Below are 16351 nucleotides of genomic sequence, written 5' to 3'. Positions count from 1 at the left end.
TTTCTATAAAAAAACTCTTAAATAAAAACGAGTTTTATCTAAGAGCTAATCTTTGCCATCATCAATAACGAGTTTAATTCGCTTTCCATCATTAACGTGAACACTATAAATTATGGTTCGAATCGTCTGAGCAACTCGACCCTTTTTTCCAATAATACGTCCAACGTCATTAGGATTGGTAGACAATATATATTCGCTAAATTGATCAGTATCCTGATGATTAATACTAATATCATCAGGATACTTAACTAATGGCTTAACGATTGTTTTAATTAAATTATCAAAATTAACCATAATCAATCACTTATTTCTTAGCTGCTAATTTAGCATCATGTAATTGTTTCATAATACCTGCATCTGACAAAATATTACGAACAGTATCAGAAGGTTTAGCACCTTTTTCCAACCAGTCCATGATTGATTCTTCTTTTAAAGTTACTTGATCAGGTTCAGTTAATGGATTGTAAGTACCAACATTTTCGATAAAACGACCGTCACGAGGGCTACGTGAGTCAGCAACCACGATACGGTAAAATGGACGCTTCTTTGAACCCATTCTTCTTAATCTAATTTTTAATGACATAAACACACCTCCTAATAGTTTTCTTAACAGTTACTAATATTACCAATAAATATTAATGATGTAAAGGTTTTTTTCTTTACAGTCTGAAATTAATGTCTTTTTTTATTTTTTCGTCGCTTCTTTTTATTTTTTTTGATCTTGCGACTCATCCGCTTCATGGCAAGGTTCGATAATTTACCAGTCATTCCTCCACCCATTCCAGCAGAATCCATCATATTTGATAAACCCGACATATTTCCGTTAGACACTTTGTTCATCATTTTCTTCATTTGATCAAATTGTTTAATGAGTCGATTGACTTGTTGAATCGGTTGAGCCGATCCGCGAGCAATTCGACGTCTCCTTGAAGGATTTAACACATCCGGATTGGATCGTTCTTCATCAGTCATTGAATAGATAATCGCTTTAATGTGGTCTAAATCTTTGGGATTAACGTTTAAATTCTTCAATGCCGGATTATTGGCCATTCCTGGAATCATTTTAACCAAATCTTGAATTGGACCCATCTTTTGAATTTGTTCTAATTGATCAACAAAATCATCAAAATCAAAAGAATTTTCCTTGATTTTTTCGGTTAATTCCTTAGCTTGATTTTCATCATACTCTTTCTGAGTCTTTTCGATGAACGAGAGCATGTCTCCCATTCCCAAAATTCGAGAAGCCATTCGATCTGGGTGAAATACATCCAAATCATCTAATTTTTCACCTTGACCCACAAACATAATTGGTTTGTCAGTCACAGCCCTGATTGACAAAGCAGCTCCACCACGAGTATCTCCGTCTAACTTTGTTAGAATAACCCCGGTAATATCTAAAGCATCGTTAAATCCGACCGCCGTATCAACGGCATTTTGACCTGTCATAGCATCAACAACTAAAAGAATATCATTTGGATTGGCCACCTTTTTAATATTCTTTAATTCATCCATCAAGTTTTCGTCAATTTGAAGCCGACCGGCCGTATCAATTAACACATAATCGTTATTATTTTTGCTAGCTTCCTTTAAACCATCTTGAACAATTTGTACTGGGTCAACATCCGTTCCCTCTTGAAATACTGGAACATCAACTTGTTCGCCCACCTTTTCTAACTGTTCAATTGCTGCGGGACGATAAACATCGGCAGCGATCATTAATGGACGCGCATTATCTTCAGATTTAAGCCTTTTAGCTAATTTACCTGCTGAAGTAGTTTTACCTGCTCCTTGAAGTCCTACCATCATAATGACTGTAGGAATCTTGTCTGATTTAACTAGTGGAGTGGCAGATTCACCCATCATGTTAGTCAGTTCATCGTTAACGATCTTAACAATTTGTTGGGCCGGATTTAATCCTTCAAGAACATCAGCGCCCTTAGCTTTTTCTTGAACCTTCTTTACAAACTGACGAACCACCTTAAAGTTAACGTCCGCTTCTAGTAATGCTAATCTAATTTCCCGCATCGTTTCACGCAAATCAGATTCGCTAACCTTGCCTTTTCCTCTTAAGTTTTTAAAAGCTTTTTGTAATCGATCGGTTAAACCTTCGAAAGCCATCTTTTCACCCCTAATTTTCTTCCGTAATTTCTAAGTGATCCACTAACTCATTTAAGTGTTCATCATTTGGATAATGCTTCTTAACGTAATCTCTAATTTCATCGGTTTGCTGATTGCGTAATACAAATAATTGATATAGGTGCATTTTACTTTCATAGTCTTCAAGAATTTGCTCAGTTCTTTTAATGTTATCATAAACCGCTTGGCGACTAATATTGAAATTTTCTGAAATCTCACCTAACGAAAAATCATCTGCATAGTATTCTTGAATGTACTCTGCCTGTTTCTTAGTGAGTAATTCACCATAAAAATCATACAAAGCATTAATCCGATTATTCTTTTTAATGTCCATCTAAAGTCACCACTAATTGTCTTGAATTAATCCCTTAAATAAACCGTCAATAAAGCTCTTAGAATCAAATTTACGCAAATCATTAACCGTTTCTCCAAGTCCAACGAACTTTACCGGAATATTAAGCTTATTTTTGATTGCAATTACAATTCCACCCTTGGCAGTTCCATCAAGCTTTGTTAAAACAATTCCCGTAATGTTAGTGATTTCATTGAACATCTTGGCTTGATTCAAAGCATTTTGACCAGTAGTTGCATCAATCACCAGCAACACTTCTTGAGGGGCGTCTGGAATTTCACGCTTAATGACCTTATCAATTTTAGCAAGTTCATTCATCAAATTAACTTTATTTTGTAATCTTCCGGCAGTATCAACAAATAAAATATCATAATTTTCTTTTTTGGCTTTATCTACTGCTTCAAAAACAACCGAAGCTGGATCACTTCCAGCTGACTTTTTAACAATATCAACACCATCATGTTTGGCCCATTCATCTAATTGTTCAATGGCACCTGCTCTAAATGTATCAGCAGCAGCTAAAAGCACCTTTTTATTTTGCTTTTTAAAATTATTGGCCATCTTACCAATGGTTGTCGTTTTTCCAACTCCATTGACACCAACAAATAAAATCACGGTTGGGCCCGTTTGGGATAATTTGATTGAACTATCTTTATCACTTGGTGCATCATACAAATCGATCATCTTTTGGACGATTAGATTTTGAACTTCTTTTGGTTTCTTGGCATTTTTTAATTTAACCTCTTCTTTTAGTTCATCAGTTAGTTGGATTGCAGTTTCAAATCCAACATCGGATTCGACCAGCGTATCTTCTAAATCATCAAAGAAGTCATCATCAACTGAGCGAAAATTAGCAAATAGCGCATTTAATTTTTGTCCAAACGAAGACCGTGATTTTGCCAGACCATGTTCGTATGCTTTTTCAGCTGATTCAGGCTGCTTAGTTATATCATCAGTAGACTCTTTGACATCTTCATTTTTATTAGAAGAATGATCTGTATCAACCACAGACTGGCCTTTTTCATCTGACTTGTTATCGTCAGTGCTTCGAACACTATTTTTTGATGTTTGCGTTTGTTCTTCTGGTTCTTCAGAAACATCAGTTCCATCGTTCTCACTCTCGCTTGATCCATCATTTTTCTGACTAACTTCATTTTCTTCAGTTTGTTGAAAGTGGTCACCTTGATCAGAGGTGTCGTCACCAGTAGCCTTTGCTTTCTCATCTTCTCTTTTAGACTGCTTGGTTTCGTTCTCTTTGTCGTCAGATTCCTTCTTCTTACCTTTAAAAATATCAAATAAACCCATAATTATTCTCCTAGCTTTTTAGATTCATCCAAGTTGACCGAAACAACCTTAGATACACCCGAATCTTGCATTGTAACTCCATAAAGATGATCCGCATAGACCATCGTTTCCTTTCTGTGAGTAATTACAATAAATTGTGTATTATTCTTTAAACTCTGCATATACCGCGCAAAACGATCCACATTAGCAGGGTCAAGAGCAGATTCAGCTTCATCCAATATTACAAACGGAACTGGTTTTACCTCAAGAACCGAAAAAAGCAGTGCCAAAGCCGTTAGAGCTTTTTCACCACCAGAAAGTAAATTGAGATTACGGTATTTCTTTCCGGGTGGTTTTACCAAGATATCAATCCCGGTTGTAAGTAAATGATGTGGGTCATCCATTTTTAGTTTGGCTTCCCCACCACCAAAAATATTGCGAAAAATATGACTAAACGCAGTTGCAATTTTATCATAAGTTTCGCTAAATTTAACTTTTACCGTTTGATCCATTTCATTCATTATCCCAATCAGTTGGCTCTTAGATTCAATTAAATCATCAAGTTGATGATTCATAAATTCGTAACGGTCTTTCACTTCTGCATAGGCATCAATTGAATTAACATTAATCGGACCCAACTCGTCAATTTCAGATTGGATGGATTTAATCAATGAATCGATTTCGGGTAATTCAAGTTCCACCTTCTTCATTGAGCTAGTTCCTTTAATCATGTTATCGCGTTGATAACGCTCAGAATCAAGGTTATCTACAGCTGTTTTTAAATTTGATTCTAGCTTTTGAACTATTCCTGTTTGAGAAATTAAACGATCCTGAAGATCGGAAACTTGCTGATCATATTTTTGATCATCTTGGTTAAATTTATCAATTTTTGAATTAAGATCGTTAACACCCCGCTTAATACTTTGGATTTGTTGTTCTAGTTCGGGAATATTAGTTTTTACTGCCACCACTTCTTGATTAATTGATTGCTTAAGTCCGTTTATACTATTGGCTAAGCTTTTTAATTGAGTTTCAAAATTCAACCTTTGTTTTAAAAGACTTTTCCTACTGGACTTGAGTTGACTATTTTGTTCCTTTAAGCGAATCAACTTTTCTTTGATTTCAGATGATTTGATATTATTTTCGTTAACATTCCGAGTAAGTTTTTCAATCTGACTTTTGATTGAGGTATTCTTAGACTGATTTTGCTTAATTTGCATTTTTAAATCATTAATCTTATGAGAAAGATCAATCTCATTTACACCATCATCACTAGTTGTGTTTTTTAATTGTAATCGAATTGCATCAGCATTTCTTTGAGACTCCTTTAAACTACTTTGATTCATACTAATGCTTTTTTGTTTAGCTTGAATCTCTCCTTTTAATTCATTTAATTTTTGACGAAGTTCATCGTGCTTATCCTGCTTTATTGTGTGCTGATCTTGGAATTTTTTGATAGTCACCTCACCAGCATTCATCTTCTGGCTCATTTCTTCAACTTGCTGATTTAAGTGGACCAATTTTTCTTTTTGACTTAGTAAGCCAGTGGACTGGTTGCGATTCGATCCACCGGTGATTGCACCTCCAGCATTAACGACATCCCCATCTAAAGTTACCACTTTAGCCTTATGACCAATTGTCTTACTGATCTTTGTAGCACTTTTTAAATCAACTGCAATCATCGTACCACCCAGCAGGTGATTCTTAATCCGTGTCATATTCGATGGCATTTTGACCAGGTCCGAAGCAATTCCAACAAAGCCAGAAATCGATTTTACCTCATTTAACACATTAGAGGATAAATAACGTTCATTAACGGCATTCATAGGCAAGAACGTAACTCTTCCCAGTTTCTTCTCGCTTAAATAGTGAATTGCTTCTCTAGCGTCTTTAACGTTCTCGGTGATAACCTGCTGAATCTGACTTCCCAGTGCTGTTTCAATGGCTAGAACATAACGATCAGGAACTTCAATAAAATCACTTACTGTTCCTTTAATACCAGTTAAATTCGCTTTGCTTTTTAATAAGTTTCGCGTCCCGCGATAAAGCGAATTATGATTTTCCAAGATTGACTTAATACTATCTCGTTCCGTTTTAGTCTCCTGAAAAACACGTAATGCAGCATACCAGCTTGCCTTTAATTCTTTTTCTTTGTCCCTTGAATCTGACAACTTCTTATCAACTTGCTTTAATTCATCCACCATTTGTTTCTGGTTGTTTTGAAGTTTCGATAATTCGGTCTCTTCTGAAGTGATTTCTTGCTTTAAAAGGTTGCTTTGATCTTCAATCGCATTAATCCGCTGGTACTTCTCTTTTACCTCACTATCACTACGCTTGGATAATTTTTGCATTAACTTTAAATTATTCTTGGCACTGGCTAATGACTGCATCAAATCTATGTAATCATTTCTTATATTTTCAAGTTCTGTTTGTTTTTCTAATAAATTTTGCCGAATAGAAGCTGCTTCAAGCTGCTTCATCTTATGAGAATAGTCGGAAATGAGAGCTTGCTTTTTACTAATTTGGCTTTGATTATCAGTAATATTGTTTTTAACGTTTTCCAGTTGCTCTTTTAAATCACTTACTTTACTTTCTAAGTCGTTAATCTTTTGTTGATTAAATTCACGTCGTTGCTGAGATAACTGCTGATCACTATGAGCTGATTCGAGTGATTTAGTGTCACTTAAAAGTTGATTTTGAAGTTGTTCACGCTTTTGACCCAAACTTTTAATCTTATTCGTTAACCCTTGTTTGCGTTCTTTAACTTCCTTAACTTTTATTTTTAAATTAGTAAAAGTAGTGTCTTGCTTTTTAAGTTCATTTTCTAGATTCAATTTTGCGTCTTCATGATTTTTAATCTTAATCACTAATTTAGAATACTTCAATTGATCAAGATATTTTTTCTTATCCAAATAGAGGGACGCAGCATCACTTTGCTCCTTTAGAGGCCCAATTTGTTTGTCCAACTCGTTAATAATATCTGAGATTCGATCCAAATTTCCTTGAGTATCAGCTAACTTTTGTTCAGTTTCCACCTTTTGTTTTTTATATCGATAAACTCCAGCAGCTGTCTCAATAATTGATCGCCTTTTTTCAGCATCATCATTGAGAATTTCATCAACATTCCCCTGAGAAATAATGGAAAGGGAACCTTCACCTAATCCAGTATCCATAAAAAGATTATTAATATCCTTCAAACGACAATCTTTATCATTGATTGAATAAGAACTATCACCATTTCGATAAACTTTACGTGTGATTTTAATTTCGGTATAATCAGAATCCAAAAAATGATCAGAATTATCAAAATAAATGCTAACTTCTGCACGACTAAGAGCTCTGCGCCCCTTGGACCCAGAGAAAATGACGTCTAACATTTTTTTACCACGTAAAGTTTTGGCCGACTGCTCACCTAAAACCCAACGAATTGCCTCGATGACATTACTTTTTCCGCTACCATTTGGACCAACAATTCCAGTAAGCCCATCCTGAAAGTCAATTGTGGTTTTATCTGCAAAAGATTTAAATCCTGCAATCTCAATTGATTTTAACTTCACCTTAATGCCTCATTTACTTAATACTTGTGCTTACTCCCAGTTCATTGAGTGCTTTCTTTGCCGCTTTCTGTTCTGCATCTTTCTTGGAATGTCCTAACCCGACTCCCATTTCTTTGCCGTTAATTTTTACCGCAACTTTAAATTTACGGTCATTATCAGGACCATCTTCACTAACTAGTTCATAGTCTAAATCTACTGGGCCATTTTCTTGAACAACTTCCTGTAATTCAGTTTTATGATCAAAGAATTCGTCAAACCAACCCTCATCAAGCTTAGGAAAAATCACAATCTGACAAAAATTCCTCACCGTTTCTATTCCTTGATCGAGATACACCGCTCCAATAAATGATTCAAAAATATCACATAAAAGTGAGTCACGTTGTCTGGCATTCGCCTTTTCTTCACCTTTGCCGAGTCGGATATACTTGTCAAAATGACATTCACGGGCAAAACGACTAAAGCTATGCTCATTAACCATCGCAGCCCTTAATCTAGTCAGTCGACCTTGTGGTAATTCTGGAAAACGTCTAAAGATGTAGTCTGAAACCACTAATTGATAGACAGCATCCCCTAAAAACTCCAGACGTTCATAAAATTTTAATCCTTGACCGGGATGCTCGTTCACGTATGATGCTTGGGTCATTGCTTCATCTAAAAGTGCTTCATCGTTAAACTTAATATTAAACTTGTCTTTTAACAAGTCATCAAACTGCTTTTGCAATTCTATTTCCTCCAAAGGTAACATTTTTTCTTTTAATTATATCATTAATGCCTAAATTACGATAATTGCATAATAAAAAATGACCCGTCATAACAACGAATCATCTATTTCTTTGCAATGTGTTTTTTCGTTTTTGGATCAATATCTCGCATAATTACATTTACTAGATCGCCGACATCACTGATATTCTCAGTATTTTCACTGGTGAAAACATCGCCAAACTCATCCTCTAATTCAACGATAAATCCCGCCATATCAATAAAATCAGCGCCTAAATCATTAGTAAAGTTTAAGTCATTCGTTACCTTATCAACCGGAACCTTAAAACGACTTGAGGTGATTTCTGCTACTTTTTTAAATACTGTTTCTCTATCCATCAGTGATCCCTCCTACTGCTCACCATTTTTAATACTATCCATTTCATCAGTATGATTAGAAAAATATTCTTTCACTGAATCAACAAAATTAGAATTAATAATTTGCTGAATTTGAAGTATCGTATTTCTAATTGTCTTAGCCTTACTACTACCGTGGCTCTTCACCACTGGGGCCTTCAATCCAAGTAGGACGGCACCCCCATACTTAGTGTAATCCATCTTGTGGGCAATCTTTCTTAAAGTATTCTTGAGTAATAAAGCACCCACTTTGGACTTCACTCCACCATTTATAATGCCGTCTTTTAACATATTAATCATTGACAATGCAGTTCCTTCAATACTCTTTAAAACCGCATTACCGGTAAAGCCATCGGTTACCGCTACATCGGTAACTCCATTCAGCAACCCTCGTGATTCGATGTTACCAATAAAATTAATGTCATCATTTTTTCTTAAAGCACGATACATTTTTTGATGAATCTTATTTCCTTTGTCAGACTCAGTGCCATTATTAATCAACCCAACCCGTGGATTTTTAATCTTTAAAACTCTTTCAGCATAATACTTACCTAGTAGTGCATACTGATAAACGTTAACAACCTTAGCATCAGCATTTGCTCCACAATCAATTAACGTGAAACCAGTATCGTTATCAATTACTGGTAAAGTAGTAACCAGTCCCGGACGATCAATTCCTTTGATTCTACCGATTATCAATAAACCAGCAACTAGAATGGCACCAGTATTTCCACAGGAATAAAATGCATCAGCTGTTCCATCTTTAACAGCTCGAGCAGCCATGACCAGACTTGATCCCTTTTTTTCTTTTACTGCTTTAACGGGTTCATCTTCCATTTTAATAACTTCATCTGATTGAATCACTTTGATATTTTCTTTGTTATTTAACAACGAATTGATTTTATCAGAATCACCAAAGAGTTGAAACTCCACGTGATCCATTTCATCACGAGCGAGCTCAATCCCTCTGACAATTTCATCAGGTGCATTATCGCCACCCATTGCATCAACAGCAATTTTTATCATTATAGGCAAAGCTCCTTAATCAAACTTAACATCTTGATTTAAAGATTTAAGTCTTTTTACTAACTTTCGATTTTGCGGTTCCTGTTCCCAGTTAACATCATCAACAATTTCTTTTGCAACGGTCTGCGCTGTGCTCAAAATATTAATGTCAGCAACTGGATCTCCAACTTTAAAGGTTGGCATTCCAGACTGATTTTTACCGAGAATGTCCCCAGGACCTCTTAATTCTAAATCTTTTTGTGAAATAAAGAAACCATCAGTTGATGAACACATCACATTCATTCGTTTTCTACCAGTTTCATTTTTAGGATCAGCAATTAAAATACAATAAGCTTGCTGGTCCCCTCGCCCCACACGACCCCGAAGTTGATGTAGTTGAGCCAACCCAAAATGGTCAGCATCATAAATCACAATGGTACTTGCGTTGGAAACGTCAACTCCGACTTCAATTACGGTTGTAGAAACTAGAACTTGTACCTTATTAGTCTTAAAAGCATCCATTACTTTATTTTTGTCTTCATCACTCATTTGACCATGGAGTAAGCCAACCGTGTATTTATCACCAAGTTCTTGCTGAAAGTTTTGGTATGTATCAGTCACGTTTCTCATATCCACTGCTTCAGATTCACCGATAAGGGGGACTACCACGTAAACTTGTTCTCCATGATTTAAGCGCTTTTTGACAAAATTAAGCATTGCATCAATCTGTTGATTCTTAATCCAAGCCGTTTTAATTGGTTTTCTACCACCTGGCAACTCATCAATTACCGAGACATCCATTTCACCATACGCTGTGATCGATAGAGTTCGTGGAATAGGAGTAGCGGTCATCGATAACACGTTCGTTGATTTACCCTTTTCTCGCATGGCCTTTCTTTGGTTAACTCCAAACCGATGCTGCTCATCAATGACAGCTAATCCTAAATTATGGTATTTAACCTCTTTTTGAAACAATGCATGAGTACCCACCACCAAGTTAATCTCGCCACTTTCAATACGGGGTAAAAGTTCATTTCGAGCGGATCTAGAAGTATCACCAGTCAATAGTCCAATACTAACACTAGTATTCTTAAAAAGATCAGCAAGTCCGTCAGCATGTTGTTCGGCTAAAATTTCAGTGGGAGCCATTATTACGGCTTGTTTCCCAGAAAGAACCGCAGCATAAATTGTGATAGCCGCTACAACCGTTTTTCCGCTCCCAACATCTCCCTGTAAAAGCCGATTCATCTGATATGGGCGCTTTAGATCAGATAAAATTTCTGAAATAACCTTTTTTTGTGCCAGGGTCAATTCGTACGGAAGAGAACTCACAAACGTCTGTAATTTAGCACGATTAATGGTTATCGCAGAATTAGGGGCCTGATTTTTCTGACGTTTTAAAGTTTGCATTCGCATTTGAAACAAGAAAAATTCATCAAACTTTGCGGTTCTACGTGCGAGTGCTGCTGCTCTTTGATTTTTTGGAAAGTGCATGTTAGAAATGACACTTTTTAAATTTTCTAATTTATACTTTTTTAAAACCCAATTGGGGATGAAATCTTCAATTTGACCTTGGTACTGATCATAGGCTTCGGTTACCAATTGGCGAATGGTATTCTGGGTAATCTTATGGCTAGCGGGATAAATCGAACCAAATTTTTCGCCATCACCAGCTTTCAAAATTTTAATTCCGGCCATCGATTTTTTATTTGCATCAAACTTTCCGTAAATCAAAATTTCATCCCCGGCTTCAACCTGTTTCTTTAGCCACGGCTGATTAAAAAAGGACACCGGAATCACATCATTACCAACTAGTAACTTAATAGTTAAACGACTTCTACGTCTTCCAAAAAAATTAACCGTTGGATTGATAGCAACCTTACCCTTCAGAGTGACCACCTGCTGATCAGAAATTTCAGAAAGATCTTTAGTTCGAAAATCTTCATAACGAAATGGAAAGTATGTCAGTAAATCATAAATGGTCACAATCCCCAAATCATTTAGAGCTTCAACTTTTTTGGGACCGACTCCTCTAAGCGTTTCCACATGGTCATCTAACCCACTCATCAAATTCACCTCCTAAAAAGACTGTTAATCCACAAGGACTAGCAGTCTTATTAAGTATCTATCTATATAATATTACCTATTCAACGGAAATAATCAACGGATAAACTGGTTGATCCCCCTCATGAGTCTCAACTTCTAATTCATCGTCCACTGATAAGGCAGCATTCGAAACTTTATCAGCATCATCTTGATCAGCGTCTTTTCCAAAAATAATCGTAACGTTTTCGCTATCATCATCTAACATTTTTTTCAGCATCTTAATAGCTGCATCATCTAAAGAAGAACCAAGGACCTGAATGTCTCCATCAATAATTCCCATGTAACTACCCTTTTTAATGTCCATTCCATTAATCTTTGTATCACGAACAGCAGTCGTCACTTGGCCACTTTTAACGGTATCTAAAGAGTCGTCCATCTGGGTCTGGTTTTCTTTAAAAGTATTATCAGGATCAAATGAGAACATCGCGGTTAATCCTTGTGGGATTGTCTTGGTGTGGACAACTTCCATCGGAATGTCTGTGATTCCCTGGGCTTGCTCTGCCGATAGGAAAATATTCTTATTGTTAGGGAGAACGATCGCCTTTTTAGCATTACTGTTATTAACAGCGTCAACAATATCTTGCGTACTAGGGTTCATCGTTTGTCCGCCACTAATGATGTTAGTTACTCCTAAGCTCTTAAAGAGCTTCTCTAAACCTGCTCCCGCAACCACCGCAATAATTGCTAAGTCACGCGGCTTTTTATGCTCTTTTTCTTCCTTTAAATCATCGGTCTTTTGAGCTTTTTCATCGCTTTCCATGATTGACTCTTGTTGCAGTCGCATGTTATCAACTTTAACGGTTGCTAAGTCACCAAATTGTTGTCCCCACGATAAGACCTTGCCAGGATGCTCCGTGTGAACGTGAACGCGAACCACTTCATCATCATTAATAACCAAAAGTGAGTCCCCTAATTTCGCCAGATAGTTATAAAAAGTATCGTAGTCGAATTTCTGGGTAACCTGCTTTCCCTTCCCAATTCGCACCATAATTTGGGTACAATACCCATAAACAATGTCTGCTGGGTTTAATTTACCTTGAGCACTCTTATGATGCTCAACATCAATCATTTCGTTCATTTCTTCAGAATTAGGTTGATGTTCGCCTTTATCTTCAATCTTTCGACCATTTAAAACATCATCAAAAGCTTGAAAAACAAATACCAATCCCTGTCCACCAGAATCCACCACTCCCACTTGCTTTAATACTGGGAGAAGATCTGGAGTTTTTTTAAGAGCTTTCTCAGAAGCATCAAGAATTGAGTCCATTACCCTTATAACATCATCAGTATCTGAAGCAGTATTTTCACCAGCTTTAGCAGCTAGTCTAACTACCGTCAAGATGGTACCTTCAGTGGGCTTCATGACCGAACTATAAGCAGTCTTAGCTCCAGCGATAATAGCATCTGCAAATTCTTGAGCATCAAGATCCTTTTTACCTTCAACGTTTTTTGCAAAACCACGGAAAATCTGAGACATAATGACACCAGAGTTACCTCGCGCTCCCATTAATAGACCCTTAGCAAGTGCAGAAGCTTTACCGCCAATCGTATCATCATTTGATTTATCGACGTAACTTTCCCCACTTGATAATGACAAACTCATGTTCGTTCCAGTGTCTCCGTCTGGAACTGGGAAAACATTTAACGAATTAATAAAATCCGTATTATTATTAAGAACGACCGCGGCGGCTTGAACCATTTGGTCGAACTCTTTAGTAGTAATCTTAGTTAATGACACTATTATCAAATCCTCCTTATACTCAAACCACTAGTCGTTAATAACCTTAACACCCTGAACAATTACGTTTACTGAATCCGCATTAATCCCTAACATTGATTCCAAATTATATTTAACTTTTGACTGAACATTACGAGAAACTTCAGAGATCTTGGTTCCATAACTCACAATGACGTTGACGTCAACTTGAACTTTCTTGTTAACTTCTCTGACAACTACTCCTTTTGAGTAACTATCCTTTCGAAGAATTTCATTCATATTATCTTTAAATTGGTTTTTGCTAGCCATGCCAACAACTCCATAATTATCAGTTGCGGCACCGCCGACTACTGTAGCAATTACATCATTATCAATATCAATTGATCCATATTGAGTGTTTAACTTTACAGCCATCGTTTGCATCCCCCTTATCCTTTCGAGCTCATAACGATATCTAATGTTACCACACCCCATTATAAAACAAAAACATGAATCATGGTGTCAAGGACATTTACTTGAAAGAAACTTTGCATTTATGACGGTATTATGGTAAGTTATTTAGGTGAACTATTGAATATAAAAGAATTCCAAAGTAAGGAGGGATATTATGGCTAAGGATCAAATTAATGGTAAGAGAACTCATTTCGGCAATCGTCGTTCTCACGCTTTAAACTCATCAAGAAGAAGTTGGAAGCCAAACCTACAAAAGGTACGCATCTTAGTTGATGGTAAGCCCAAACGTGTTTGGGTTAGTGCCAGAACTTTAAAATCTGGTAAGATTACCAGAGTATAATCATTATTATTTTAATTAATTAACTAAAAACAGTACAACCATTGAATGGTTGTACTGTTTTTTAGTCTCGGCTTTGAATCACCATCAATACTCCTTCATCAAAAACAAACGAAGCACTATCTCCAATAAATTCATTACTTGAATAAGAAGTTGGATACCCCACCCAATGATGATTTAATTGATATCTTTCATCACTGAGCGTTAAATGCATTGGTAACAGCGGACAAAAGTCTAAATATTTCATTCCAGTGATTTTCTTAATATGATACGACCCACTTAGAAAGTATCGGATTACATTTTGACTATCAATGAGTCTCAGCCTTGAAAGATAGGGTTTAATATTTGGCTTTAAGACCATCAAAAAATTGGTCAGCAAGTGATCAAGACGCCCGCCTGAAAAGCCATAAATATCGATCTCATTCTTAGGAAAATACTTGCCAGCGGTCCTGATACCCAATTCAGTATCAGTCTCATCCTTTACCGGATCAACCCGAATAACGTGCTTGGCTTTTTGTAATATTATTTTAAATTCCGAATCTGAAACCGAATCGAAGTCACCAACAGCGTATTCAGGAATAATGCCCAATTTGATTAGTCGTAAACTTCCTCGATCAACCCCAATGAAGGGACCCTTTATTTTTTTTGTCTTTAAGTTAGATGGCCATAACTCAATTGGTCCCCCAACAACGACATTTACCTTATTCATAACTAAAAATTAGTAGCGTTCTTAAGAGCCTGAATACGAGCAGCAGGATCTTTTGCATCAAAAACATATGAACCAGCTACAGCGACGTTTGCGCCAGCTTTATAGGCGTCAACCACCGTCTTATTGTTAACACCACCATCAATTTCAATGTCATAGGAATATGAATCATTTTCTTCACGTAATTTATTTAATTCTCTAACCTTACTAATCGTTTCAGGAATAAACTTTTGACCACCAAATCCGGGATTAACAGTCATAACAAGAACTTGATCAACCATGTACAAGACTGGCTTAATCATCTCCACTGGGGTTCCCGGATTAATTACGACTTCAGCTTTAACGTTTTTATCTTTAATCATTTGAAGAGCACGATGAATATGGGGAGTTGATTCAACATGAACCCCAATAATATCTGCGTTAGCATCAGCAAAAGTATCAATATATCTTTCAGGATTCTCAATCATTAAATGACAGTCAAGTGTTAATCCAGTAATGGGGCGAATCTCTTTGACCCAGCCTGGACCATAGGCAATCGCTGGAACAAACATCCCATCCATAACATCGATATGTAGTAATTCCGCACCACCCTTATCGACCTTTTCAATGTCTTTTTGTAGGTTTACGTAATCCGCACTTAAAATTGAAGGAGCAACTTTAATCATGTTTAATTTCCTCTTTTCTTATTATAAATTGGCTTTTGTGCTTTTAATAAATGATATTCTTGCAGATAATCCTCATACCTGCTCGATAGAATTGTACCACTTTCAACTCCAGCTTTCACGGCACAACCAGGTTCATTAACATGCAGACATTCACGAAACTTACAGTTGGGTGAAGCACGTACAAATTCCGGGAAATAATTTTTTAATTCATTTGACTTAATTTCCAAAGTATCAAAAGAAGAGAAGCCTGGTGTGTCAGCAATCAAGCCGCCATTTACCGTCAGTAAAGACACCTTCCTAGTGGTATGCTTCCCTCGACTTAAAGACTTAGATACGACTCCAGTTTTAAGCTTTAACTTAGGGTCAATTTCGTTAAGCAGTGTTGATTTTCCTGACCCAGTCTGACCCATTACGATTGATTGTTTGTGAGGAAGTAACTTCGAAACATCGCTCACTGCATTTACATCATCTTTTTTATCAGGTAACACAACTTCATAACCAATTTTCCTATAATCAGCCGCAACCGTTTTAAAAAAATCAACCTGCGCTTTTGACGTTAACAAGTCAGTCTTACTAAGATAAATAATCGGGATAATCTTCTGCTTTTCGAGGGCCACAAGTTGCTTATCTAATAGTGAGAAAGAAAAAGCAGGTTCAATGGCTGAATTAACTACAATTGCCTGATCAGTATTAGCAACTGGCGGTCTAACTAATTGATTAAACCGTGGTAAAACCCTTAAAATGTATCCCTCGTTCACATTAGTTTCATCAAACTCAACCAGGTCGCCAACGATGGGTTTAATATTTCTTTTTCTAAAGTTCCCTCGTGCTCTCGTCCGGTACATTTTTTCATCGGACTCAACGTCATAGAACCCACTCAAAGATTGATAAATCTTGCCTTTTCTCACATTAATCTC

General features: G+C 36.5%; 16 protein-coding genes. 1 reads left to right on the top strand and 15 read right to left on the bottom strand.

Annotated elements, in window-relative coordinates:
- Positions 1-45 precede the first annotated feature (45 nt).
- From AC6UC9_RS02655 to AC6UC9_RS02600, 12 genes are all read right to left on the bottom strand, one after another.
- The gene (locus AC6UC9_RS02655; protein WP_500696715.1) at positions 46-294 is read right to left on the bottom strand and encodes a KH domain-containing protein; all 249 of its coding nucleotides are present in this window, start codon (positions 292-294) and stop codon (positions 46-48) included.
- Between the two features lie 10 nt (positions 295-304).
- On the bottom strand, positions 305-583 hold the full coding sequence (gene rpsP / locus AC6UC9_RS02650) for a 30S ribosomal protein S16 (RefSeq protein ID WP_500693721.1): 279 nt from the start codon (positions 581-583) through the stop codon (positions 305-307).
- An 89-nt stretch (positions 584-672) separates the two neighbouring features.
- Positions 673-2118, bottom strand: a complete 1446-nt coding sequence (gene ffh, locus AC6UC9_RS02645; protein WP_500701058.1) for a signal recognition particle protein — start codon at positions 2116-2118, stop codon at positions 673-675.
- Between the two features lie 10 nt (positions 2119-2128).
- On the bottom strand, positions 2129-2470 hold the full coding sequence (locus tag AC6UC9_RS02640; RefSeq protein ID WP_500701057.1) for a putative DNA-binding protein: 342 nt from the start codon (positions 2468-2470) through the stop codon (positions 2129-2131).
- Positions 2471-2482: 12 nt separating this feature from the next.
- Positions 2483-3793, bottom strand: coding sequence for a signal recognition particle-docking protein FtsY (gene ftsY, locus AC6UC9_RS02635; RefSeq protein ID WP_500701056.1), 1311 nt, complete (start codon positions 3791-3793; stop codon positions 2483-2485).
- Positions 3794-3795: 2 nt separating this feature from the next.
- Positions 3796-7329, bottom strand: coding sequence for a chromosome segregation protein SMC (gene smc / locus AC6UC9_RS02630; RefSeq protein ID WP_500701055.1), 3534 nt, complete (start codon positions 7327-7329; stop codon positions 3796-3798).
- 13 nt (positions 7330-7342) lie between these two features.
- On the bottom strand, positions 7343-8074 hold the full coding sequence (rnc, locus tag AC6UC9_RS02625) for a ribonuclease III (protein ID WP_500693716.1): 732 nt from the start codon (positions 8072-8074) through the stop codon (positions 7343-7345).
- An 80-nt stretch (positions 8075-8154) separates the two neighbouring features.
- Positions 8155-8427, bottom strand: a complete 273-nt coding sequence (locus AC6UC9_RS02620) for an acyl carrier protein (RefSeq protein ID WP_500693715.1) — start codon at positions 8425-8427, stop codon at positions 8155-8157.
- A 12-nt stretch (positions 8428-8439) separates the two neighbouring features.
- On the bottom strand, positions 8440-9471 hold the full coding sequence (plsX, locus tag AC6UC9_RS02615) for a phosphate acyltransferase PlsX (RefSeq protein ID WP_500701054.1): 1032 nt from the start codon (positions 9469-9471) through the stop codon (positions 8440-8442).
- Between the two features lie 15 nt (positions 9472-9486).
- Positions 9487-11517 carry an ATP-dependent DNA helicase RecG gene (gene recG / locus AC6UC9_RS02610; protein ID WP_500701053.1) on the bottom strand — a complete coding sequence of 677 codons (2031 nt, stop codon included), beginning with the start codon at positions 11515-11517 and terminating at the stop codon, positions 9487-9489.
- A gap of 76 nt (positions 11518-11593) precedes the next feature.
- Positions 11594-13294: a DAK2 domain-containing protein gene (locus tag AC6UC9_RS02605; RefSeq protein WP_500701052.1), complete on the bottom strand. Its 1701-nt coding sequence runs from the start codon at positions 13292-13294 to the stop codon at positions 11594-11596.
- A 30-nt stretch (positions 13295-13324) separates the two neighbouring features.
- Entirely contained in the window at positions 13325-13687 is a 363-nt protein-coding gene (locus AC6UC9_RS02600; protein ID WP_010021513.1) for an Asp23/Gls24 family envelope stress response protein, read from the bottom strand.
- Between the two features lie 193 nt (positions 13688-13880).
- On the opposite strand from AC6UC9_RS02600, the gene rpmB reads away from it, so the two are divergent.
- Positions 13881-14066 (top strand): 50S ribosomal protein L28, encoded by a 186-nt coding sequence (rpmB, locus tag AC6UC9_RS02595; RefSeq protein ID WP_500693710.1) that lies wholly within the window; start codon positions 13881-13883, stop codon positions 14064-14066.
- Between the two features lie 61 nt (positions 14067-14127).
- On the opposite strand, the gene AC6UC9_RS02590 is transcribed toward rpmB, so the two are convergent.
- Genes AC6UC9_RS02590 through rsgA form a run of 3 tightly spaced genes read right to left on the bottom strand, consistent with a single transcriptional unit; the run spans position 14128 to position 16342 of the window.
- A complete protein-coding gene (locus AC6UC9_RS02590) occupies positions 14128-14772 on the bottom strand; it encodes a thiamine diphosphokinase (protein WP_500695682.1) in 645 nt (214 codons plus the stop codon).
- A 2-nt stretch (positions 14773-14774) separates the two neighbouring features.
- Complete coding sequence (gene rpe, locus AC6UC9_RS02585) at positions 14775-15434, bottom strand: ribulose-phosphate 3-epimerase (protein WP_500695683.1); 660 nt, start codon at positions 15432-15434, stop codon at positions 14775-14777.
- A gap of 2 nt (positions 15435-15436) precedes the next feature.
- Positions 15437-16342: a ribosome small subunit-dependent GTPase A gene (rsgA, locus tag AC6UC9_RS02580; RefSeq protein WP_500701051.1), complete on the bottom strand. Its 906-nt coding sequence runs from the start codon at positions 16340-16342 to the stop codon at positions 15437-15439.
- Positions 16343-16351: the final 9 nt, after the last annotated feature.

This window comes from Fructilactobacillus sp. X7R4C1 (assembly GCF_059901115.1).
This window is presented reverse-complemented; position numbering and strand designations above follow the sequence as displayed.

Excerpts from the sequence above, each read along its gene's own strand:
- AC6UC9_RS02655 (WP_500696715.1), bottom strand. The coding sequence starts at position 294 with ATGGTTAATTTTGATAATTTAATTAAAACAATCGTTAAGCCATTAGTT.
- rpsP (WP_500693721.1), bottom strand. The coding sequence starts at position 583 with ATGTCATTAAAAATTAGATTAAGAAGAATGGGTTCAAAGAAGCGTCCA.
- ffh (WP_500701058.1), bottom strand. The coding sequence starts at position 2,118 with ATGGCTTTCGAAGGTTTAACCGATCGATTACAAAAAGCTTTTAAAAAC.
- AC6UC9_RS02640 (WP_500701057.1), bottom strand. The coding sequence starts at position 2,470 with ATGGACATTAAAAAGAATAATCGGATTAATGCTTTGTATGATTTTTAT.
- ftsY (WP_500701056.1), bottom strand. The coding sequence starts at position 3,793 with ATGGGTTTATTTGATATTTTTAAAGGTAAGAAGAAGGAATCTGACGAC.
- rnc (WP_500693716.1), bottom strand. The coding sequence starts at position 8,074 with ATGTTACCTTTGGAGGAAATAGAATTGCAAAAGCAGTTTGATGACTTG.
- AC6UC9_RS02620 (WP_500693715.1), bottom strand. The coding sequence starts at position 8,427 with ATGGATAGAGAAACAGTATTTAAAAAAGTAGCAGAAATCACCTCAAGT.
- plsX (WP_500701054.1), bottom strand. The coding sequence starts at position 9,471 with ATGATAAAAATTGCTGTTGATGCAATGGGTGGCGATAATGCACCTGAT.
- recG (WP_500701053.1), bottom strand. The coding sequence starts at position 11,517 with ATGAGTGGGTTAGATGACCATGTGGAAACGCTTAGAGGAGTCGGTCCC.
- AC6UC9_RS02600 (WP_010021513.1), bottom strand. The coding sequence starts at position 13,687 with ATGGCTGTAAAGTTAAACACTCAATATGGATCAATTGATATTGATAAT.
- rpmB (WP_500693710.1), top strand. The coding sequence starts at position 13,881 with ATGGCTAAGGATCAAATTAATGGTAAGAGAACTCATTTCGGCAATCGT.
- AC6UC9_RS02590 (WP_500695682.1), bottom strand. The coding sequence starts at position 14,772 with ATGAATAAGGTAAATGTCGTTGTTGGGGGACCAATTGAGTTATGGCCA.
- rpe (WP_500695683.1), bottom strand. The coding sequence starts at position 15,434 with ATGATTAAAGTTGCTCCTTCAATTTTAAGTGCGGATTACGTAAACCTA.